Genomic DNA, 22,013 nt, shown 5'->3' on the forward strand with positions numbered 1-22,013 from the left:
CCCGTTCCCACGCGCCATGGACCCCGCCGCCCTCCTCTGCTATGCGCCTGCCATGCGAAACGACCGTCCCGTGCGCTTTTACCTGGAAACCCTGGGCTGCAAGGTCAACCAGTACGAAAGCCGCGCCCTGTATGAAGCCTGGACCGAAGCCGGCCTGGTCCGCGTGGACGCCCCGGACCAAGCCGATCTGGCCGTGGCGCTCACCTGCGCCGTCACGGCCAGGGCCGAGGCCGAAAGCCGCAAACTCGTGCGCGCCCTGACGCGCGAAACACCCGAAGGCGCACGCGTCGTGGCCACGGGCTGCGCCGCCGTGGTCAGCCCGCAAGCCCTGGCTGCCCTTGGCGCGGCCGTGGTCCCGGACAAGACGCACCTCGGCCGCCATCCCCTGGGCCCGGATAGCGCCGCGCCGCGCCCGGACGACGTCTATCCCGCCCTCGCCGTATCCGGCTACGACCGGGCGCGCGGCCTGCTCAAGGTGCAGGACGGCTGCTCCCACGGCTGCTCCTACTGCATCGTGCCCGCGGCCCGGGGGCCGTCCGTGTCGCGGCCCCTCCCCGACATCCTGGCCGAGGCCGGCCGCCTGCTCGCCGCCGGACGCCGCGAGCTCGGCGTCACGGGCATCAACCTCGGCCACTACGGCCGCGAGTTCGCCCCGCCGCAGACGTTCTGGACGCTGCTTGCCGCCCTGGACGCGCGCCTTGGCCAGGAGCCGCCCGGCACGGCGCGGCTGCGCCTGGGCTCGCTTGATCCGGACATGCTCACGGACGCGGGCCTGGAAGTTCTTGCCCGCTGCCGCAACGTCTGCCCGCACCTGCACATCTCGCTGCAAAGCGCCGACCTGGACGTGCTTGCGGCCATGGGCCGCCGCCGCGGCGACGCGGACCGCGTGTCCTCTTTTGTGGACAAACTAAGTCAAGAATGGCCGCTCCTGGCCGTCGGCTGCGATGTCCTGACCGGCTTCCCGGGCGAATCCGAGGCGGCTTTCGCGCGCACACGGGAATTCCTTGCCGCCCTGCCCCTGACCTACGCCCATGTTTTTCCCTATTCGCGCCGCCCGGGCACCCGCGCCGCATCGCTGCCAGGCCAGTTGCCCAAGAAGGAGCAGGCCGCGCGCGCCAAAATCCTGCGCGAGCTGGCCGTGGCCAAGGGCCGGGAATTTCTGGCGCGCCTTTCCCGGGCGGCGCGCCTGGACGTGGCCCTGGAACGCCTGGACCCGGCCGTCGGGGCCTGCGGCCAATACGTCGATTGCCGTTTCGAGGCCCCGGTCGCCGCGCCGGCGGGGGCCATCGTCGCGGCGCGGCCCGTGGGGCCCGTGGGGACGGACGGGCAGGTCCTGCGCGTGCTGCCCCTTGCGCAAGAGGGCGCGCCGTGAGCCAGCCCCACGAGCCGCTTCCGGCCAAGCGCGTCTGTTCCGTGCTCTCGGCCGCATTGCCCGAGGTCTGGCCGCAGGTCGTCTCCGGGCTTGCGGCCTGCTTCGGTCCGGCGGAAATCGTCTATCCCGAGCGGCCGTTCACGCACACGGCCCACTACGACGCCGAGCTCGGCGCGCCCATTTCCCGCCGCGTGCTGGCTTTTACCGACCTGGCGGCGCAGGGGAGCCTCGGGCGCGACAAGGCCGCGACCAACGCCCTGGAAAACGCCCTGCGCCTGCCGGACGGCCGCCGCCGCGTCAACCTCGACCCGGGGCTTTTAACCCAGGAGCGCTTCGTCCTGGCCACGGGCAAGAACTTCACCCACCGCATCTACCTCGGGGACGGCATTTTCGCGGACCTGACCCTTGTGTTTCAGGCCGGCTCCTGGCAAACCCTGCCCTGGACGTTTCCCGACTACGCCTCCCCGGACATGCTCGAGATCCTGACCGACATCCGCCGCCGCTACAGGCGGGACCTGCGGGAGGCCGCGTCCGCCATCATTTCCTCCAAGGAGCGCCCATGCCCAAAAGCATGACCGGCTACGGCAAAAGCCTCGTCGAAACCGATTCGTATACGCAAGTCTGGGAAGTGCGCGGCGTCAACAGCCGCTTTCTCGACCTCAAGTGGCGTCTGCCGCTTTTCCTGCGCCCGAGCGAAGCGGCCCTGGAACGGGTCGTACGCGAGCAGGTGGCGCGCGGCCGCCTGGAAGTCCACCTGGAATTTTCGCCCAAGCGCACCGACATGTGGAAGGCTACGCTCGACACGGGCCTGGCGAACGCCATGCTCGACGAGCTCGACGCCCTGGCCAAGGCGCGGGAAATCCCCCACGCGCCCGACCTCAACCGCCTGCTCGGCCTGTCCCAGCTGTGGCGCGAGGAGGCCGTCGAGCCCGATCCCACGCTGTTCGAGAACTTGAGCCACGGCCTGCGCCTGGCGCTGACCGACTTCAACGACGCGCGCTCCCGCGAGGGCCGCGCCCTGGCCGACGACCTGCTCGCCCGGCTCGTCACCCTGTCCGCCTGGCGCGACGCCATCGAGGCGGCCTCGCCTGCGGTCAAGGCGGAAAAGATGGAGCAGCTCGCGGCACGCATCGCGCTGGTGCTGGAAAAGGCGGGCATCGAGCCGGCCCAGGACCGGCTGCTCCAGGAGACGGCCATCCTCGCCGACAAGCTCGACGTGTCCGAGGAACTGACGCGGCTTTCCGGCCACCTCGGCCGCCTGGAAGGGCTGCTGCGCGAGGGCGGCGAGGTCGGCAAGAAGCTCGACTTCCTGGTGCAGGAAGCCTTCCGCGAGATCAACACCTGCGGCAACAAGGCGCAAAACCTCGACATCAGCCGGCTGGTCGTGGATTTCAAGGCCGAGCTGGAAAAATGCCGCGAACAGGTGCAAAATCTCGAATAGCCAAGGAAGGACGCATGGCCCAGGGACTGCTCAACATCGGCTTCGGCAACTTCGTGGCCGCCGCGCGCGTCACGGCCATCGTCAACCCCGCCTCCTCGCCCATGCGCCGCCTGCGCGAGGAGGCACGCAACGACAAGCGGCTCGTGGACGCGACCCAGGGCCGCAAGACACGATCCATTATCATCACCGATTCCAACCACGTGATCCTGTCGGGCATCCAGGCCGAAACCTTAAGCGCCCGTTTCACCGTGGAGGAGGACGACCATGCCGGCTAAACGCCTCGGCCTTTTTCTCGTGGTCTGCGCCCCGTCCGGGACGGGCAAATCCACGCTCGTAAGACGCCTTTGCGCCGAATTTCCGAATCTCTCCTTTTCCGTTTCCGCGACCACGCGCCCGCCCCGCCACGGCGAGACCGACGGCGTGGACTACCACTTCCTCGACCGGGACACGTTCCTCGCCTGGCGCGAGGCGGGCCGGCTCGCCGAATGGGCCGAGGTCCACGGCAACTTCTACGGCACGCCGCTGGCCCCCGTGCGCGAAGCCATGGCCGCCGGCAAGGACGTGCTCTTCGACATCGACGTCCAGGGCGCGGCGCAACTGCGCCAAAGCCTTGGGGCCGGGGCCTACGTCTTCATCCTGCCGCCCACACGCGCGGAACTCTCGCGCCGGCTCTCGGCGCGCGGCACGGACTCCCCGGAGGTCGTGGCCAAGCGCCTCGCCGCCGCGCCCAAGGAACTCGCCGACGCGCCGCTTTTCGACTACTGGGTCGAAAACGCCGAATTGGAAGCGGCCTATGCCGACCTGCGCGCCATCTACATGGCCGAGCGCCGCCGACCGTGCTGCCACCCGGACCTGCTGCCCGAACTGCTGGCCCAATGGGATGCGGCCATTTAGTCGGGAAAACCATTTTCCGAGGACATTGACCCTTTCCATTGTTTCCGGTTAATATGCAATAAAGTATTTTCTTCGCATTCCAGGGACGCCATGAGCCAGAACCAGGACAAAGCCCCGAAGCCTGGCGCAGCCGGGCCGGACGATGCTGCCGGCCAGAAGCGCGAGCGCATCAAGGGCATCTTCTCCACCCAGGCCATCCAGAAGGTGGGCACCGGAACGACGACGCGTCGCACCATCCAGAAGATGTACTGGTTCGTGGAGGAAGATGCGTCGCACAACCTGGAGATCCAGCCGCTCAACAAGAACTACGTGCCGTCGGGCCCCAAGCGCCGCATCAGCCTGGAAGAGCTGCTCGAAAAATTCTCGCCCGAGCCCGAATTCTACGTCTCCACGGTCTATCCGCGCCTGCGCGAACTGAACATGGTCATCCAGAAAGGCGAGAAGCACCGCGAGAAGGGCGAGATCTTCAGCGCCGAACTGGAATTCGGCCAGGCCCTGGCCGTGGACGAGGAGAACATCCGCGCCAACTTCGGCCTGGGGCTCACCTACCTCGACCGCGGCGAGTCCAACAAGGCCGACGACATCTTCCAGCGCCTGGTGCGTCTCGACGCCTCCTTCGACAAGGAGCACAAGCACCTGTTCAACGAATTCGGCATGAGCCTGCGCAAGAACAAGATGCTCGACCAGGCCATCGATTATTACCAGCGGGCCGAAAGCCTGGCCGTGCGCGACGACCACCTGATGTTCAACATCGCCCGGGCCTTTTTCGACAAGAAGGACTACGCCCGGGCCATGGAGTACCTGCAAAAGGCCCTGGCGCTCAATCCCAACCACGCCGAGTCCCGCCGCTTCGCCGCTTTTCTCGAGGAAAAGGGCTTGGCCAAGGGGACCCTGCCCGCCGCGACACCCGCGCCCGGCGACGACGACGAACCCTCCCGGGGGGGGGAAGAACTGCCCTCATGAGCCAGGAACGCGGCCAGCGCTTCCTGCTCGACCTGCCTGCGGTCAAAAACGACCTGCCCTATTCCCCTGACCTGCTCACGCGCCTGTTTCGCTTGACCGGCGAGGAAGGCCTGTCGCCGCTCGAGGCCATCGCCGCGGCCGTGGCCGAGGACCAGGGCCTTTCCGCCCGCCTTCTGGCCCTGGCCAATTCCGCCTTCTACGGGCTTCAGTCCCAGGTGGGCACGGTGGGCCGGGCCGTGGCCGTGCTCGGGCTGCGCGAGGTGCGCTCCCTGGTGCTGGCGCTCGGCATGCGCGGGCTGGCCGACGCGCGCCCCCTGCCGCCGGGCTTCGCCTTCGCGCCCTATCTCGCGCACCAGCTGGCCGTGGCCGGGGCCGCCCGGGGACTGGCCCGCACAACCGCCGCCATGGACCCGGACGACGCCTTCACCGCGGGGCTGCTCCACGACCTCGGCAAGCTGCTCACGGCCCTGTACCGGCCCGAGGACTGGCAGGCGCAGGCGGCCCTGGCCGCGGCCGAAAGCCTCTCCTGGCACGAGGCCGAGGAACGCTACTGGGGCCTGGACCACGGCCTGATCGGCGGCATGGTCCTGCGTTCCTGGAACCTGCCCGAGACCCTGACCGAACCCGTCAACTGGCACCATGCGCCGCTCGCCGCGCCGGGCCGTCCCCTGCCCTGCGTCCTGGCGAGTCTGGCCGACGCCCTGGCCCGCGAAGTCACGGACACGCCGCAACCGGGCATCGCGCCCGACCCCTCCCTGGCCGCGCTGCTCGGCCTGTCCCTGGACGCGGCCCGGCAGTGCGTGGAAACGGCCCTGGCCGACGGGGACACCGCGGCCCTGGCCGCCGCCCTGGCCTGAAGCGACCCGCCACCCATCTTGCCTTGCGCCCCTGCCCGGGGCATCATGGCTTTTTCCGGAGCGCCCCTTGCAAAAAAAATGGATTTTCCCGCCAAACGGCGTCGGCCCCGCCCTGGCGATGGCCGAGGCCCTCGGCATCTCCCCGGCCATCGCCGCCCTGCTTTTGCGTCGCGGCTGCGAAACGGCCGAGGCCATGGACGCCTACCTTTCGCCCGGGCTGCGTCGCCTCATGCCGCCCGCGGCCATCCCGGGCATGACCGAGGCCGCGGCGCTCCTCGCCCGCACCCTGGACGCCGGCGGCACGGTCGCCATCTGGGGCGACTACGACGTGGACGGCATCACGGGCACGGCACTGCTCGTCGAATTCCTGCGCGGCCACGGGCACGAGCCCCTGTGGCGGCTGCCCGAGCGCGCGGCCGAGGGCTATGGCCTCAACGCTTCCGGCATCGAGGAACTGGCCGCGGCCGGGGCGACGCTGCTCGTCACCGTGGACTGCGGCATCGGCGGCGTGGCCGAAGTGGCGCGCGCCAAGGAGCTCGGACTTGGCGTCATCGTCACGGACCACCACCTGCCCGGCCCCGAACTGCCGCCGGCCGACGTGGTGGTCGATCCCAAGCTGGCCGAGGGGCCGGGCTTCGACCTGGCGGGCGTGGGCGTGGCCTTTTTCCTGGCCGCGGCGCTCAACCGGTTGTTGCCCGGCGCGCCGTCCGACGTGCGCCGCCTGCTCGACCTCGTCGCGCTCGGCACCCTGGCCGACGTGGTGCCGCTGGCCGGGCAGAACCGCATCCTGGCCAAAAACGGCATGCTGCTTCTGGCCGAAGCGCCGCGTCCCGGCATCCATGCCCTGAAGGAAGTCTGCAATCACAATCCCAAGGCCGCGCTGACGGCGTCCCAGGTGACCTTCGGCCTGGCCCCGCGCATCAACGCCGCAGGCCGCATGGGGCGTCCAGACGCGGCGCTTTCCCTGCTGCTGGCCCCGGACCTGGACACGGCCCGGCCGCTCGCCGCGGAGCTCGACGCCGAAAACGCCCGACGCCGCGCCGAGGAGGACGCCATCCTCGCCGAAGCCATGGCCCAGGCCGAAGCCGGTCCGGACCGCTTCGGCCTGACCCTTTTCGCGCCCCACTGGCACCAGGGCGTCATCGGCATCGTGGCCTCGCGCGTGGCCGAGCGGCGCAACCGCCCCACGCTCATCCTCACCAGCGACCCGGCCAAGGGCCTGCTCAAGGGCTCGGGCCGCTCCATCGAAAACTGCGACCTGCACGGCCTGTTGTGCGAAATCGCGGACGTGCTGCAAGGTTTCGGCGGCCACAAGCAGGCGGCCGGACTTTCCATTCTTCCGGAAAACCTCGACGCCCTCGGCCGCGCCTTCGACGCGGCCGCGGCCCGCGCGCTCGGGCCGGCGGTGCCGCCGCCCACGCTGCGCCTGGACGGGGAACTGTCCTTCGGCGAGGTCACGGCCACGCTCGTGCGCGAACTCGGGCTGCTCGAGCCGTTCGGCTGCGGCAATCCCGAGCCCCTTTTCGCGTCGCCGCCGGTGGCGGTGCTGTCGCGCCGCGTGTTCGGTGAAAACCATGTGGCGGTTTCGCTTCGCGACGGGGCCGCGGGCGTGACGCTTCGCGGCAAGGCCTGGCGCATGGCCGACGTTTTCGGGGAGCGCAACGGGGCCCGCGCGGTGCGCGTGGCATATACGCCAAAAATGTCGTATTTTTCGGGCGTGCCGGAAATCGAGTTGCGGCTTCGCGATATGCAGGAAGAAAACCCCCGCGAAGTTTCCAATTTGTAATTTCTGTGTAAATTATTTCAATACGTTAACACCTCATACGTCCTTGCTCCATTTCGTAACAATCGCATAGTGTTGCGCCGTGATGGTGGAATCGGCTTCGCCAGCCCGATCCGCCGTCACGGCCGTTCGGCAATCGGAACCGGATCACGCAAGGAGGAAGGATTTTATGAAACGTTTTGGCATGTTGGCCATTGCCGCCGCCCTGCTCCTGGGCTCGGCCATTGGCGCGTCCGCCGCGACCGAAGTGAAAATGGTCGGCGACGCCTTCGTCTACGGCACGTTCAACGCCAACCAGAACTTCACCGGCTGGAGCACCGGCACCTGGGACAACAATTCCGGGGCCTACACCGGCGCCGGCACCCAGACCGAAGACCGCTTCCAGATCTGGGAGCGCTTCCGCCTGCGCACCGACTTCGTGGCCAACGAGGCCGTGAAGTTCCGCCTGGGCATCAAGGTGCAGGACACCTGGGGTCACGGCACCTTCACCGCCGCCAACCCCACCACGGCCGTCGAGGTCTACCAGGCCTTCCTGCAGTTCAAGCTGCCGGATTGCAACGTGGAAGTGACCGCCGGTCTGCAGGACTTCTCCCTGCCGGCCAACGCCTTTTTCACCGACTCCGTCATCTACGGCGGCGACCGCGCGGCCGCCCTGGTCATCAACGCCCCGTTGATCGACGACACCCTGTCCGTGATCGCGTCCTACGCCCGCATGCTGGACAAGAACCGGACCTTCGACACCACCACCACCCAGGTGGCCGACGAGTTCGATCTTTACACGCTGGCCCTGCCCATCACCGTCGAGGGCTTCAAGGCCACCCCGTACGGTGCCATCGGCGTCGCCGGCCGTGACGCCAACTACTTCACCGCCGGTTCCTACGGCCCCAACTCCACCTTCGCCGACAGCCTGCTCTCCGCCGGCACGTTCCTGACCCCCACGGGCATGCGCAACGCGCAGAACGCCTACTGGTGGGCCGGCGGCACCTTCGAGGTGACCGCGCTTGACCCGGTGAAGTTCTATGCCGACGTGATCTACGGCGCCGGCAACCAGGGCGACCGCAAGAAGGACAGCCGCGAAGGCTGGTTCATCGACCTCGGCGCCGAGTACACCGGCTGGGACGTGCTCACCCCGCAGGTCTTCGCCTGGTGGTCCACGGGCGAGGACAAGTCCACCCGCAACGGCTCCGAGCGCATGCCCTCGATCATGACCAACTGGGGCCCGGGCAACAGCTTCCTGTTCGACGGCTCCCAGGAGCTGCTCAAGCAGGGCAACATGGGCGTCAACCCCATCGGCTCCAACGGCATCGGCGCTTCGCTCAACAACATCTCGTTTATCGAGAAGCTGACCAACCGCCTGACCTTCGTCTACCTGCGCGGCAACAACTCGGCTTCGGCCATCCGCTACCTGAACACCTACATGGGCAGCAACCCGTACTTCACCATGGGTCGCGACCTGACCACCAACGAATACATCATCGGCGCCAACCTGGACGCGACCTACCAGATCTACGAGAATCTGGCCGCCGTCCTGGAAACCGGCTGGGCCCACGGCGATTTCCAGACCAGCGTCTGGGGCCATCGCCTGGCTGACAAGGCCCGTCAGGGCGACGCCTGGAAGGTCGCCTTCGGCCTGACTTACAAGTTCTAGTTTCCCGCGAAACCCTGCCTGCGACGCAGCCGGCCCCCCTCGGGGGGCCGGCTTTTTTTATTCGCTGGCCTTGCCGTGACGGGCACCACGCGAGTCCATGGCGTGCACAGATATTTGTCTAAATCGTGACAGTAAGATATGCTTCTCGCTGCAATGGGAAACGGGACAACCTGTTTTGATATTCATTGTTTCCCACCGACATTACTAACAATTGCAACATTACATTTTAGAAATTCATTATGATTTTTGTAATCTTTGCCCAAAAATTATACACACGCATCTTGAAGCGCCAGGAAACACGCGGTACAGGATAAATCGTGTCTGTGGAGAACTCGCCTTTCTTCGCAGCACGCGCGCCAACGGTTTCCGGTCCCATAACCGCGTTCGGGAGGAAGGAATCATGAAACGCATGCTGCCTATCGCCTTAGCCGTCGTGTTCGTCCTGTGCGCCTTCGCCAGCGCCCAGGCGGCCACCGAAGTGAAGATGACCGGTGATGCCCGCATCTACGGCGTCTTCTTCGCACAGCACAACTACACCGGCTGGAACAACGCCAGTTGGACGTCGAACACCCCGACCTACAGCGGGGCCGGCACCAGGACCGAGGATCGCTTCGAGATCTGGGAACGCTTCCGCCTGCGCACCGACTTCGTGGCCAACGAGGCCGTGAAGTTCCGCCTGGGCATCAAGGTGGAGGACACCTGGGGTCACGGCACCCTGACCGCCGCCAACCCGGCTGTGGCCATCGCCGTCTACCAGGCCTACCTGCAGTTCAAGTGGCCCGGCTGCTCCACCGAGATCACCGCCGGCCTCCAGGACATCGACCTGCCCATCAGCCAGATGTTCTACGGCAACCCGGTCTTCGGCGGCGACCGCATCGCGGCCCTGACCGTCAAGGCCCCGCTGATCGACAACACCCTGGCGGTGCTCGCCGGTTTCGGCCGCCTCATCGACACCAACCGCACCTACGACACCACCACCACCCAGGTGGCCGACGAACTCGACGCCTACTTCGTGGCCCTGCCCATCACCCTCGAGGGCTTCAAGGCCACCCCGTGGGGCGTCGTCGCCGTGGCCGGCAAGAACGCCGGCTACTTCACCTCCGGCGCTTCGACCTTCAATTCGACTTCCTTCGCCGAAAACCTGGTCTCCGCCGGCACCTTCATGACCCCGGCCCTGTGGAAGAACGACCAGAACGCCTTCTGGTGGGCCGGCGGCGCGTTCGAAGTCACCGCGCTCGACCCGGTCAAGTTCTACGCCGACGTGATCTACGGCGCCGGCGCCCAGAGCGACCGCAAAAAGAGCAAGCGCGAAGGCTGGTTCATCGACCTCGGCGCCGAGTACACCGGCTGGGACGTGCTCACCCCCAAGGTCTTCGGCTGGTGGTCCACCGGCGAAGACCACGCCACGCGCAACGGTTCCGAGCGCATGCCCTCCATCCGCCCCAACTGGGGTCCCGGCAACAGCTTCCTGTTTGACGACAGCCAGACCCTGGCCAAGAACTCCAACATGGGTATGAACCCCATCGGCGCCTGGGGCCTGGGCGCTTCTCTCGACAACATCTCGTTTGTCGAAAAGCTGACCCACCGCCTGACCTACACGTACCTCCACGGCAACAACAATCCGTCGGCCATCCGCACCCTCAACGCGACCATGGGGAGCAACCCCTACTTCGTTATGGGCCGCGACCTGACCACGGACGAGTTCGCCATGGGCGTGAACTTCGACAGCAAGTACATGATCTACGAAAACCTGGCCGCCGTCCTTGAGACCGGCTGGGCCCACGGCCAGTTCCAGACCAGCGTCTGGGGCCATCGCCTGACCGAGAAGTCCCGTTCCGGCGACGCCTGGAAAGTCGCCTTCGGCCTGACCTACAAGTTCTAAAGCGGCTTGAAGGAAATCGCTGGCGCGGACCGGGCCCTTCGGGGCCCGGTTTTCTTTTGGGGAAGACGCCGTCCGGAATCAACGGCCCTTGGGCAGGCACCACAGCGGCAGGACCGCGCCCGAAACCGCGGCGGCAACGCCGTCGGCATCGAGGCCCCGGTCCGAGGGCAAGGCGCTTATGGGCGTCTGCCCCCTGGCCAGAAACGCCTTGACCGTGGCGAGCGGCACCACGAACCCCATCTCGGCCGGGGTTTCGCCCAGGCGCTCCCGCGCCCCGGCCGTGTCGCGCCGCGCCGTGACCACGCCGGCCACATGACCTGCGGCGTCGAGCAGCGGACCGCCGCTGTTGCCGGGCAGCACCTGCGCCGTGATCGCCTGCTCGCCGCGCGGCCCCGCCCCGTCGGCCAGGGCCCGCGTGCGCCCGGTGGTGACGCGCATCTTGCCGCTGACGGCCGCTTCTCCGGGATAGCCCGCGGCGAAGACCGCCGCCCCCTCCGGCAATTCCCCGCCTTCACGGAAGGCCAGCGCCCGGGGCGGGGCCACGGCCAGCTCGAGCAGGGCGAGGTCGTTTTTCCGGTCGATGCGCACAACGCGCGCGGCCGTCCGTTTGCCGTCAACGAGCGCAAAGACCCGGCCGCAATCCGCGGCCACATGGGCGTTGGTCAGCACGTGCCCGAGCCTGCTGACCACGAATCCCGTGCCCGTGGCCAGGCGCTTCGCCGCATCCTGCGCAGGCGGAGCCTTGCGGTCCTTGGCGCTTGCGGCCTTGCCCGCGAGGGACAGGGCCACGGTGGGGTCGAGCTGTTTCTTGGCCGCCTCGGCCAGAGCGGCGAGACGCGCGGCCAGGGCGGGGTCGTCGCCGGCCTGCGCCTGCCCCGCAAGGGCCAGCCGGTAGGCCGCGGCCGGGTCGCGCGCCGCCACGCGCCCGGCAAGATGCAGCTCCCCCAGGGCCAAGGCGGCCTGCGCCGAGCCGGCCAGGACCGCGCGGCGCAGGTAGCCGGGTGCGTCCGCAGCCGGGCCGCCCCGGTTTTCCAGGCGCATGGCCCCGAGCAGGAAAAGCGCCCGGGCCGAGCCTTTGCCCGCCGCCCGCTGGAGATAGCGTCCGGCCAACTCGTCGTTGCGGGCCACGCCGTCGCCGCGCAGATACAGCTGCGCCAGGTCGGTCATGGCCGGGACGTTGCCGGCGTCGGCCGCCTTGCGGTAAAGGCGCGCCGCGGACTGCGCATCGCGCGGCCCGCCCCGCCCGGTTTCACGCATGACGCCGAGCAGGTGCAATGCGGCGGGGCTGCCTGCGGCGGCCAGGGGCGCAAGCTCCTTTGCTGCCGTCGCATCGTCGCCGCGCGTAAAGGCCCGCAACGCCGCGTCGAAGTCCGCCCGGGCCGCCTGCGCCGCCAAAAGGGCCACCACGGCAAGGACGCAGGCGGCGACGGCGCGCCTCACGGCTTGTGCCCGTGCCCCGCTTCCTTTTGCGGCGCGGGCGCTGGCGCGGCGGGCGGTGGCATCTCGGCCACCCGGCACAGGCCGTAGCGCTGGCTGACCTTGGGCATGGTCGCCGCATCGTGGTGCGAAGCCACCATGAGGAAATTGTCGGATGCGCCGGAATACAAAGGATAGACCGTCACCAGCGCCATGCCGCCGTCGGGGTAGCGGGCCATGACATGCAGCCCGATAGGGCTTACGGTGAAGACCGCGGGCGTTTCCCGGTCGTCTTCCTCGAGCTTCGCCCGTTTTTTGTCCGCGTCGACGATATCGATGGTGAGCCCCGGCGTATTGGGGTCGAGCGGCGGCTTGACGGTCACCCCGCCCTGGGGCGTAAACCCGGCGTTGACGCCGCGGGTGAAGGCGCAGGCCAGCCGCTTGGCCGCATGGAGCACCGTGGCCGGGTCGGCGACGGGAGCGGCAGCCAGGACAGGCTGGCCGGCCAGGCACAGACAAGCGGCCGCCAGGCTCGCGGCCCTTGATAAAACGCGCATGCTTTCCTCCGTGGCAGGGAATCGCCCTGTTACCCGAGCAGTGAAACAGCCGACCGGAAAGGTCAAGCGGGGCCGCCCCGACGCCGCCGCCCCGGCCGGGCCGGGGCGACGGAAAGCGCTTGCCGCCAAAGCGCCCTTGACGTACTGTGCGTCCCCTCACGCCCCTGGCGTCGGCCGTGACTTTTCAGGTCCTACGCGCCGTAACCGGACGTGTCTTTCGGAGACTTCGCATCATGCAAAAGTATCGCGTGTATTTCGCTACCAAGGATCATGTCCCGACCCGCTGGTTCCGTCCGAAAAAAGAGATATCGGAAACGGAATACGTCGTCGTGCATGCACACAATGAAGCGCATGCTTCCAAAGAAGCCAGGCAGCATGTCGATATCGCCGCCCTGGGCATCCCGTTCCAGGTGACGCATATCGAGCATGCCCCGGACAGCGAACCCGAAGGCTGCCACGGACAACTGGCCAGGCGCGTCGCTCCCCAGGCGCAGGCGCAGCCCGAGGCCGAAAACGCCCCCGAGGCCGCGCCCTCCGGGGAAGAAGAAGAGAAACAGGCGTAACAGCGCCATTTCCCCCACGCGCGCAAGCCCCGAGGGCCGGCCGCGCCGGCCCGGATCGGAGGACGCACCATGCTGACCGCCTTTCCCCGCGCCGTGCTGGCCCATGTCCGCGGTATCCGTTTCGCCTTCGCCCACAAAGGCTACCTGCTGTTGGCGCTCGCGCCCTTCGTCCTGACGCTGGTCCTTTTCACGGCGGGTTTCGGCTGGTTCGCCTCATCGGGCGACCGCGTGCTGGCCTTTTTCTGGTCGCCCGAGACCGCGCAGACGGGCGGCGCGCTCGGCGCGCTTTACTGGCTCTACGTGCACGTGGCCAAGTACCTGCTGTACCTGCTCGCCGCGACGCTTTTGTATTTCCTGTTCATGGTCACGGCGAACATCCTGGCTTCGCCGCTCTACGACGTCGTGGCCGGGCGGATGCTGGCCGGCGCCCGTGGGCACGCCCCCGCGGAGTCGCTGCCGTGGTGGGCGGTGATGCTCGAGGAGCTCAAGAAGGCGGTGTTCGTGGCCGCCGTGCCCGTGCTGCTGGTCTTCGTGCCGGTGGTCGGCCAGTTCCTGGCACCGGTCGTCGCGGCCGCGCTTCTGGCCTTCGATTTCCTGGATATCGCCTTCTGCCGCGAGGAGCCGCATTTCGCGGCACGGCTGCGCCGCGCCGCCGCCAATCCCCTCACCCTGCTCGGCTTCGGCGCGCCGCTGCTCATCCCGATTGTCAATATCGTGCTTTTCCCTTTCGCCATCTTCGGCGCGACACTGCTTTATCTGGACACGTTCGGCCGTATTGCGGCAGACTCCAAGCGTCCATGACATTTTGGCAACATGCCCCCGGCGTTGCCGGTTTTAGGCTATAGGTCGGGCGCCCCCAAAGCGACGCGCCGCCTTGGTCCCCCATCGCGGCGAAAGGACCACCGTTTCATGCAACATTCCTTTTTCACGGCGCGCCGCGCACGCCTTCGGAGCGTCGCCGCATGAGCGACCACGGCCACGCTCCGGACAAATCCCTGTCCCATACCCTCGGCCTGGCCTTCGGCGCCCTCGGCGTCGTCTACGGCGACATCGGCACGAGCCCGCTCTACGCCATCAAGGAATGCTTCCACGGCATGCACGCCATCGCCGTGACGCCGGACAACGTGCTCGGCGTGCTCTCGCTCATCTTCTGGTCCCTGACGATGGTCATCACCATCAAGTACGTGCTTTTCATCACCGCCGCCGACAACCGGGGCGAAGGCGGCATCTTCGCGCTGATCGAACTTCTGCCCAAGGACCGGGGCCACCGCCACGTGCGCGTGACGCTGGCCGTGCTGGGCCTTGTCGGCGCGGGCCTGCTCTACGGCGACGGCGTCATCACCCCGGCCATCTCCGTGCTTTCGGCCGTGGAGGGCCTCAACGTCGCCACGAGCGCCGCCGAGCCCCTTGTCGTGCCCATCACCTGCGTCATCCTCTTTTGCCTGTTCATGGTGCAGCGCCGGGGCACGGCCGGTATCGGCAGGGTCTTCGGCCCGGTGATGCTCGTCTGGTTCACGGTGCTGGCCGTGCTCGGGATCAAGGAGATCCTGGCCGCGCCGCAGGTGCTCGCGGCGATCAACCCCTGGCACGCGGTGGATTTTTTCCTGCGCAACCACCTGCACGGTATGGTGGTCCTCGGCGCGGTCGTGCTGTGCATCACCGGCGGCGAGGCGCTGTATGCCGACCTTGGGCATTTCGGCCGCCGTCCCATCCAGATTTCCTGGCTCGTGATCGTCTTTCCGTGCCTGATCCTCAACTATTTCGGCCAGGGCGCGGGCCTCCTGCTCGACCCCTCCATCGCGCCCAACCCCTTCTACAGCCTGGTGCCCGACGCCCTGCTCTATCCCATGGCGGCGCTGGCCACGGCGGCCACGGTCATCGCCTCCCAGGCGCTCATTTCCGGGGTCTTTTCCCTCACGCGCCAGGCCATCCAACTCGGCTGCTGCCCGAGGCTCCGCATCGTGCACACCTCGAGCGCCATGGAAGGACAGATCTACATCCCCGAGGTCAATTTCGCCCTGATGTGGGCCTGCATCGGCATCACGCTGGCCTTCGAGGAATCGAGCCGCCTGGCCGCGGCCTACGGCATCGCGGTCACGGCCACCATGGGCATCACCTCCATCCTGTATTTCTTCGTGGCCCATTGGACCTGGAAACAGCCGCTTCTCCGTTGCGTGCCGCCGGTACTCGTGTTCCTGGCCTTCGATCTGGCCTATTTCGGTTCGAACCTGCTCAAGGTCGCCGACGGCGGCTGGTTCACGCTGCTGATCGCCGCCGGGATCTTCATGGCCATGGCCACCTGGCAGGACGGTCGCAGGGCGCTGCGCGAGATGTCCCTGGCCGCCACGGTGCCGCTACGCACCTTTCTCCAGGAGGTGGCCACGAAAAACCCGATCCGCGTGCCGGGCACGGCCGTCTTCATGTCGCTCTCCCCGCAGGGCACGCCGGTGACGCTTTTGCACCACTACAAGCACAACAAGGTCTTCCACAAAAGCGTGGTCATCCTGAGCATCACCGCCGCGGACACGCCCACCGTGCCCGAGGACGACCGCCTGGACATCCACGACCTGGGCTCGGGCTTTTTCCGGATCGTGGCGCGCTACGGCTTCATGGAAACGCCGAATGTGCCGGAAATCATGGCCCGGGCGCGGGAAACGGGCATCCCCATCGATCCGCCGGCCGACACCACCTACTTCCTCGGCCGCGAGAGCCTGCTCACCACGGGCAAGGCCAGGATGGCGGGCTTTCGCAAGTCGCTTTTCGCGCTCATGTCCCGCAACGCCCGTCCGGCCACGGCCTATTTCGGCCTGCCCCCGGGACGCGTGGTGGAGCTCGGCGTGCAGGTCGAACTCTAGGTCTTTCGGGCAGCCCGATTGCCCCGCGCCCCTTGACCCGGGGCGCTTCCTGCCGTAACCGCAAGGCGCGGCGCCCCCAAGCGCCACGCCATCTTCGCCCGACGCCGGCAAAAGAGGAGCGCATGACCGATTCGCCCGACAAAGAGCACACCACGCCGCAGGACGCACCCGGAACCGCCGGGGCCGACAACGCCCCCGGAGACGCCGCCGCGCCGGCCGTGCCCGGCAACGCTCCGGAGGGGGCCGACCCGTCGCTCCCCGAGACCGTGGCCGTCGAGGGTCCGGCCGCGCCGCCGGCCCCGCCCACGCCCCCGGGCGCTTCGGACGCCGGGGACATGAAGGAAGCGCCGCTGCTCGAACACCTGGTCGAGTTGCGCACGCGCCTGGTGCACTGCCTCATCGCCGTGGGCATCGGCTTCGCGGCCAGCTACGCCTTCGCCGAAAAGCTGCTTGGCGTCCTGCTCAAGCCGCTGATGGACGTCATGCCCGGCGGCAGCAAACTCATCGCCACGAGCCTGCCGGAAACCTTTTTCACGGTCATGAAGCTGGCGCTCGTCGCCGGCGCGTTCGTGGCCAGCCCCTACATCTTCTTCCAGCTGTGGAAGTTCGTGGCCCCGGGACTTTACAAGGAAGAGCGCAAGATCATCGTGCCCGTGGCCGTGGCCACGGCCGTCTGCTTCGTCGGCGGCGCGCTTTTCGGCTATTTCATCGTGTTCCCGTTCGGGTTCAAGTTCTTCATGGATTACGCCTCGGACTACATCACGGTGATGCCGACCATCAGCGCCTACTTTTCGCTCGCCGTAACACTGCTCTTTGCCTTCGGCCTCATCTTCGAGCTGCCGGTCTTCATCTTTTTCATGACGAGCCTCGGGCTCGTGACCACCAAGACCCTGCGCAAATTCCGGCGCTGGGCCATCCTTTTGAGCTTCGTCGTGTCCGCCATCCTGACCCCCACGCCCGACGCCGTGAACCAGCTGCTCATGGCCGGCCCTATGATCGTGCTCTACGAGGTCGGCATCTGGGTTTCCTGGTTCGTGGACAAGTCGCGCAAGGAGGAAAAAGCGGCCAGGAAAGCCGCCAAGGAGGCCGAGAAAGCCGCCGCGGCCGCCCCGCCAAAGCCTGGCGAGGACCAGGAAAACGCCGCGCAGCAACCCGAAGCCGCCGCCGCGCAACCGGCTGGGACGGAAAACAATTCCAAGGACGCGTAAGCCTCTCCCGAGTCTCGGGGGCCGTTACGGACGGCCCCCGAGACTCCCCTGCCTTGACAAGCCCCTCCCCTCCAGGCATAGATAAGCTAGAGGCGACGGCCGCCGCCATTTGGCCGGCGAAGCCTTCCGCCCGGGCCGTCCTCAACGGGTACAGGCCCTATCGGGCTGACAGCGCCGCATTGCGGCTTTCCGCGCCTCGTCGCGACCACCGCGTCGCAACGTCCCTCCGTCGGCTGTCGGCGGCCGGGACGCACACTCGCCACGCGAGCCACTCCACAAGCGGACGACCGAGACGGCCAGGCGTAACGCACCTGGCCCATAGGCCACCCCGCCCCTATGGCGTCCCCCTTTTCGGACGCCGGCGCATCCGGCCTTTCTCGGCGTCGCACAGCAATGGAGCGACGATGCGACACGCCCGTATCCTGCTGACGACCATGACCCTCCTGGCCCTGGCCCTGCCGGGCTGCGCCGGGACCAAGACGACCAGGACCGCACCCACCCTTGCCGCCGCGCCCGCGCGCACCACCGATGCCCTGGGCCGCCTGGCCGACCCGGATTTCCTGTTCACCGGCTCCGACAAGCGCTCCGGCAACCGCCTCAAAGTCAAGGCCATGGCCTACACCAGCTGCTCGGCCACCGGGAAAAAGAAATCCAAACGCGCCGCGCGCGGTGCCTGGGGCGACGCCCTGACCGACGACATCAACGCCGTGGCCGTCTCGCCTGACCTGCTGGAAATGGGCCTGGACCGGGGCGACCTCATCACCATCGAGGGCCTGCCCGGCCAATACAAGGTGCTCGACGTCATGCACGGCCGCCACGACAAGACCATCGATATCTTCTACGGCGACGACCGTTGCGGCGCATTGCAGTGGGGCAAGCGCACCCTGACCATCACCTGGCAGTAGCCCGCCCCTGCCGCCGCGCACAGGCGGAAGTCGGCGGAGACGGGCCGCACCCGCCGCACCCCTGGCGCGTTTCGCCGCTCCGCGAAGTTGACGGAATTGCCGCAGGCCTGGGTCCATGCCCAGGCGCAACCCCAAGGGGAAGCGAATCTAGGGCAGGACTTCGACCAGGACGTAGCGGGCCGCAAAGCCCAGGGCGTAGACGCAGACCAGCATCAGGAAAAAGACCCGGAAAAGCCCCTTGCCGCCCCGGCCCTCGGCCAGGCGCGACAGCACGAACCCCACGATCACCGCCGCAAGCAAGCCAAGCCCCAAGGCCAGGGCGACTTTCGTCAGCGCGATATCGGCCATCCCTCCCCCCTTTCCGAAACGCCGCCCGAGCGGCGGCGGTCGCCGTCACGGCTCCGGCGCACCGCGTCTTCCAGCCTCCCGAAACGGGAAGCAGGACCTCTCCCCGAAAACGCATCGCCGTGCCGGCTTGCGCTGTCCCGCCGCACCCGTCCCCCTTTCGGGAGGTCCAGGAGGGGCAGTCGCCCCTCCTGGACACCGGAGGCATTTCCTCTTCTTTCTCTATATTTCCCTATTCGCATCCCGTGCGCGGATCTCGGCGCGTTTGATCTTGCCGCTGATCGTCTTCGGGAGTTCGTCGACGAAGTCGATGATGCGCGGGTATTTGTAGGGCGCGGTTTCCTTTTTCACGTGGGCTTGCAGTTCCTTGGCCAGTTCGTCGGAGGGCTCGAAACCCGGGGCGAGGACCACCGTGGCCTTGACGGCCTGGCCGCGCACGGGATCGGGCACGCCGGTCACGGCCGCCTCGACCACGGCCTTGTGCGTGATCAGCGCGCTTTCGACCTCGAACGGCCCGATGCGGTAGCCGCTGGACTTGATGAGGTCGTCGGTGCGGCCCAGAAACCAGCAATAGCCGTCCTCGTCCATCCAGGCCTTGTCGCCCGTGTGGTAGTAGCCGTCGATCATGACGCTTTCGGTCTTCGCGGGCTCGAGCAGGTAGCCGGCGAAAAGCCCCACGTTCTTGCCCTCTTCGAGCTTGAGGCAGATCTCGCCTTCGACGCCGGGCGGGCAGACCTTGCCCTCCTCGTCGAGGATGGCCACGTTCCAGCCCGGGGCCGGCCGGCCGATGGAGCCGGGCTTGGGTGTCATGCAGGGGAAGGTCGCGATCTGCAGGCACGTTTCGGTTTGGCCGTAGCCTTCGTAGATGGGCAGACCGGTGATCTCCTTCCAGGCACGAAACACGCCGTCGTTAAGGAGCTCGCCGGCGGTGGTGCAGTAGCGCAGCGCCGTGAGGTCGTACTTGGAAAGGTCCTCGCGGATGAGGAAGCGGTAGACGGTCGGCGGAGCGCAAAAGGTCGTGACCTTGTGCTTGCTCATGATCTCGAGCAACTCCGCCGGGATGAACTTGCCGCGAAAATCCCAGACGAAGACCACGGCCCCGGCCATCCACTGGCCGTAGAACTTGCCCCACACGGCCTTGCCCCAGCCGGTGTCGGCCACGGTCAGGTGCACGTCGCCGGGCTCCAGGTTGTGCCAGTAGACGCCGGTCGCCATGTGGCCCAGGGCGTAGCCGTGGGTGTGCTCCACCATCTTGGGCATGCCGGTGGTGCCGGAGGAGAAGAAGATGAGCAGGGTGTCCTTGCCGCCCGGGGCGTCGCAAGCGCGGGGGAAGGAATCCGGGGCGGCGGCGCGGATGGCTTCGTAGTCGAGCCAGCCCGCGGGCATGGCGGCCTCGCCCACGTGGATGAAGACTTTGAGCGACGGGCAGGTGGGGCGGGCGGCCTCCACGCGCGAAACCACCGAATCCTCGGCGATGATGCCCTTGATGCCGGCGTAGTTGACGCGGAAATCGATGTCGTGGGGGGTGAGCAGGTTGGGCGACGGCACGGGCACGGCCCCGAGCTTGTGCAGGGCGAGCATGGTCACCCACCACTCCACGCGGCGGTAGAGGATGACCATGACGCGGTCGCCTTTTTTAAGCCCCGCGTCCTTGAAGGCATTGGCCAAGCGGGCCGATTCCCGGCTGAAGTAGGCCAGGTCGAAATCCCGGCGGCTGCCGTCCGGGCCGATATGGATCATGGCCGGCCGGGTCGGATCCGCGGCGGCCTCGGCGTCGAGAAAGTCGAAAGCGAAATTATAGTTTTCGGGCACGGAGACGGACACCGTCTCCAGCAATTCGCGATAGGTGTTGGGTCGCAGTTTGGCGACAGGCATGGTCTTGGGCTCCCGGGCAAAACGGTTGTTTTCGCGTCGTTACACTCAGGCACTGGTCGTGACGGAAGGCCAGGCGCCGCACCGGACGGCAAGCGGCGCCCGGCTAGATAATCACGTCGAGGAATTCCGCTTCGGCGCCGTCGAGGCCCCGCATGGCATGCGGCGTGCGGGAGGAAATGTACAGGGAATCGTGGGGCTCGAGCGTCAGCACGTCCTCGCCCAGGCGTACTTCCATGCGACCGCGCAGCATGTAGATGAACTCCTCGCCCAGATGCCGGTTGAATTCCATCTCGGACTCGTCCTTGGGCGGCACCGTGACCAGGAACGGCTCCATGGACGGCTTGTGGAAACGGTAGGCCAGAGCCTGATATTTGTAGGCCCTGCGGCGGTCCACGGACAGGCCGTTGCCGGCGCGCACCAGGGAATAGGCGTGCAGGTGGGCTTCGCCGCCGGTCAGGAGCGCGGTCAGGTCCACGCCCGCGGCCTTGGCCACCTCATAGAGATAGCTGACGGGAATCTCCTCCTCGCCGGTTTCGTACAAAAGGGCCTGGTCCGCCGTGACGCCGGTGGCCTCGGCCAGTTCTTCCAGGGAAAACCCCGCCACTTCGCGGATGCCGTGCAGCCGCTGGGCGATTTCCCGCACCGGCCCGATCTCCTTGCTCATAAGGTTCCCTCTCGCCTGCTCAGTTGGGGTTGCAAACATGCTTCCCCGTCATTTCGCACGAGCAATCCCCTTGTCAATGCGTTTTCCGAGCCCAAGGATCGCAAAAACGGCTGGAATTCCGGCGCGCGCTAGGATATGAAAGCGGTTCCGCGGGGCCGTGCCGCCTTTGCCCCACCCCATCATATCCGACCAACGAGGGTACCATGAGCGACAAGAAGCTTGGTGATCGTATCCGCACGTATCGCGAAGGCCAGGAACTGTCCCGGGAGGAGTTGTCCCGGCGCACCGGCCTGTCCGTGGAATTCCTGACCGCCCTGGAGGAAGAGGACGTCACCCCCTCGATCGGGCCCCTGCTCAAGATCGCCCTGGCGCTCGGGCAGCGCCTGGGCACGTTCATGGATGACAACGTGGACGGCGACCTGTGCATGACCTGCCGCGCCGACCTCGCCGAGGACGACGCGGTGCTGCGCAAGGCCCGGGGCAAGCGCGCCTCCTTCCGCTACCATTCGCTGGGCAAGGCCAAGACCGACCGGCACATGGAACCCTTTTTCATCGAGGTCTACCCCGACGAGGACCCCGCCGCCGAAAAGCCGCTGTCCTCCCACGAGGGCGAGGAGTTCATCGTGGTCATGTCCGGCGAGCTCGAGGTCATCGTGGGCAACGAGCGCCACATCCTCGGCCCCGGGGACTCCATCTACTACAATTCCGTGGTGCCCCACTACGTCGGCTGCGGCGACGCGCCCAAAACGGACATCTACGCGGTGCTCTACATCCCGCAGTAAGCA

At 67.4% G+C, this 22,013-nt stretch carries 21 protein-coding genes; 16 read left to right on the forward strand and 5 right to left on the reverse strand.

Annotated features, from left to right (window positions below):
* The first annotated feature begins 52 nt into the window (after window positions 1-52).
* The 10 genes from Q368_RS0116190 to Q368_RS0116235 all read left to right on the forward strand — a co-directional run bounded on the left by Q368_RS0116190 (window position 53) and on the right by Q368_RS0116235 (window position 10,840).
* Window positions 53-1,372, forward strand: a complete 1,320-nt coding sequence (locus tag Q368_RS0116190; protein ID WP_245611373.1) for a MiaB/RimO family radical SAM methylthiotransferase — start codon at window positions 53-55, stop codon at window positions 1,370-1,372.
* Window positions 1,369-1,947 carry a DUF4416 family protein gene (locus Q368_RS0116195; protein ID WP_029460099.1) on the forward strand — a complete coding sequence of 193 codons (579 nt, stop codon included), beginning with the start codon at window positions 1,369-1,371 and terminating at the stop codon, window positions 1,945-1,947. Before Q368_RS0116190 ends, Q368_RS0116195 begins: the two co-directional genes overlap by 4 nt.
* Window positions 1,932-2,813, forward strand: coding sequence for a YicC/YloC family endoribonuclease (locus Q368_RS0116200; protein WP_029460100.1), 882 nt, complete (start codon window positions 1,932-1,934; stop codon window positions 2,811-2,813). The genes Q368_RS0116195 and Q368_RS0116200 overlap by 16 nt, the downstream gene beginning before the upstream one ends.
* A 14-nt stretch (window positions 2,814-2,827) precedes the next feature.
* Window positions 2,828-3,088, forward strand: coding sequence for a DUF370 domain-containing protein (locus Q368_RS0116205; protein ID WP_029460101.1), 261 nt, complete (start codon window positions 2,828-2,830; stop codon window positions 3,086-3,088).
* Window positions 3,078-3,707 carry a guanylate kinase gene (gene gmk / locus Q368_RS0116210; protein WP_029460102.1) on the forward strand — a complete coding sequence of 210 codons (630 nt, stop codon included), beginning with the start codon at window positions 3,078-3,080 and terminating at the stop codon, window positions 3,705-3,707. Before Q368_RS0116205 ends, gmk begins: the two co-directional genes overlap by 11 nt.
* A gap of 90 nt (window positions 3,708-3,797) precedes the next feature.
* Window positions 3,798-4,670, forward strand: coding sequence for a tetratricopeptide repeat protein (locus Q368_RS0116215; protein ID WP_029460103.1), 873 nt, complete (start codon window positions 3,798-3,800; stop codon window positions 4,668-4,670).
* Window positions 4,667-5,527, forward strand: a complete 861-nt coding sequence (locus Q368_RS0116220; RefSeq protein ID WP_029460104.1) for an HDOD domain-containing protein — start codon at window positions 4,667-4,669, stop codon at window positions 5,525-5,527. Before Q368_RS0116215 ends, Q368_RS0116220 begins: the two co-directional genes overlap by 4 nt.
* A gap of 67 nt (window positions 5,528-5,594) precedes the next feature.
* Complete coding sequence (gene recJ, locus Q368_RS0116225) at window positions 5,595-7,313, forward strand: single-stranded-DNA-specific exonuclease RecJ (protein WP_029460105.1); 1,719 nt, start codon at window positions 5,595-5,597, stop codon at window positions 7,311-7,313.
* A gap of 166 nt (window positions 7,314-7,479) precedes the next feature.
* Window positions 7,480-8,958: an outer membrane homotrimeric porin gene (locus Q368_RS0116230; protein WP_029460106.1), complete on the forward strand. Its 1,479-nt coding sequence runs from the start codon at window positions 7,480-7,482 to the stop codon at window positions 8,956-8,958.
* 400 nt (window positions 8,959-9,358) lie between these two features.
* A complete protein-coding gene (locus Q368_RS0116235; protein ID WP_029460107.1) occupies window positions 9,359-10,840 on the forward strand; it encodes an outer membrane homotrimeric porin in 1,482 nt (493 codons plus the stop codon).
* Window positions 10,841-10,918: 78 nt separating this feature from the next.
* On the opposite strand, the gene Q368_RS0116240 is transcribed toward Q368_RS0116235, so the two are convergent.
* The gene (locus Q368_RS0116240) at window positions 10,919-12,280 is read right to left on the reverse strand and encodes a tetratricopeptide repeat-containing serine protease family protein (protein WP_029460108.1); all 1,362 of its coding nucleotides are present in this window, start codon (window positions 12,278-12,280) and stop codon (window positions 10,919-10,921) included.
* Entirely contained in the window at window positions 12,277-12,813 is a 537-nt protein-coding gene (locus Q368_RS0116245) for a hypothetical protein (protein ID WP_043786213.1), read from the reverse strand. The genes Q368_RS0116240 and Q368_RS0116245 overlap by 4 nt, the downstream gene beginning before the upstream one ends.
* 233 nt (window positions 12,814-13,046) lie before the next feature.
* Between Q368_RS0116245 and Q368_RS24805 the strand changes: the two genes are divergently transcribed.
* The 5 genes from Q368_RS24805 to Q368_RS0116270 all read left to right on the forward strand — a co-directional run bounded on the left by Q368_RS24805 (window position 13,047) and on the right by Q368_RS0116270 (window position 18,344).
* Window positions 13,047-13,376, forward strand: a complete 330-nt coding sequence (locus Q368_RS24805) for a hypothetical protein (protein ID WP_084158840.1) — start codon at window positions 13,047-13,049, stop codon at window positions 13,374-13,376.
* Between the two features lie 69 nt (window positions 13,377-13,445).
* On the forward strand, window positions 13,446-14,177 hold the full coding sequence (locus Q368_RS0116255; protein ID WP_029460111.1) for an EI24 domain-containing protein: 732 nt from the start codon (window positions 13,446-13,448) through the stop codon (window positions 14,175-14,177).
* Window positions 14,178-14,338: 161 nt separating this feature from the next.
* Window positions 14,339-16,231 (forward strand): potassium transporter Kup, encoded by a 1,893-nt coding sequence (locus Q368_RS0116260; protein ID WP_029460112.1) that lies wholly within the window; start codon window positions 14,339-14,341, stop codon window positions 16,229-16,231.
* A gap of 122 nt (window positions 16,232-16,353) precedes the next feature.
* Window positions 16,354-17,439: a twin-arginine translocase subunit TatC gene (gene tatC, locus Q368_RS23300; RefSeq protein WP_052360214.1), complete on the forward strand. Its 1,086-nt coding sequence runs from the start codon at window positions 16,354-16,356 to the stop codon at window positions 17,437-17,439.
* 404 nt (window positions 17,440-17,843) lie between these two features.
* Entirely contained in the window at window positions 17,844-18,344 is a 501-nt protein-coding gene (locus Q368_RS0116270) for an RlpA-like double-psi beta-barrel domain-containing protein (RefSeq protein WP_029460114.1), read from the forward strand.
* A 147-nt stretch (window positions 18,345-18,491) separates the two neighbouring features.
* On the opposite strand, the gene Q368_RS0116275 is transcribed toward Q368_RS0116270, so the two are convergent.
* From Q368_RS0116275 to Q368_RS0116285, 3 genes are all read right to left on the reverse strand, one after another.
* On the reverse strand, window positions 18,492-18,692 hold the full coding sequence (locus tag Q368_RS0116275; protein ID WP_029460115.1) for a hypothetical protein: 201 nt from the start codon (window positions 18,690-18,692) through the stop codon (window positions 18,492-18,494).
* Window positions 18,693-18,911: 219 nt separating this feature from the next.
* Complete coding sequence (locus tag Q368_RS0116280; RefSeq protein WP_029460116.1) at window positions 18,912-20,564, reverse strand: AMP-binding protein; 1,653 nt, start codon at window positions 20,562-20,564, stop codon at window positions 18,912-18,914.
* A gap of 103 nt (window positions 20,565-20,667) precedes the next feature.
* Window positions 20,668-21,228, reverse strand: a complete 561-nt coding sequence (locus Q368_RS0116285) for a helix-turn-helix domain-containing protein (protein ID WP_029460117.1) — start codon at window positions 21,226-21,228, stop codon at window positions 20,668-20,670.
* Window positions 21,229-21,431: 203 nt separating this feature from the next.
* Here Q368_RS0116285 and Q368_RS0116290 point away from each other — a divergent pair, with 203 nt between their 5' ends.
* The gene (locus Q368_RS0116290) at window positions 21,432-22,010 is read left to right on the forward strand and encodes a helix-turn-helix domain-containing protein (protein ID WP_029460118.1); all 579 of its coding nucleotides are present in this window, start codon (window positions 21,432-21,434) and stop codon (window positions 22,008-22,010) included.
* The last annotated feature ends 3 nt before the right edge of the window (window positions 22,011-22,013 follow it).

The sequence above is a fragment of the Solidesulfovibrio alcoholivorans DSM 5433 genome (assembly GCF_000702665.1).
In the GTDB taxonomy this organism is placed as follows: domain Bacteria; phylum Desulfobacterota; class Desulfovibrionia; order Desulfovibrionales; family Desulfovibrionaceae; genus Solidesulfovibrio; species Solidesulfovibrio alcoholivorans.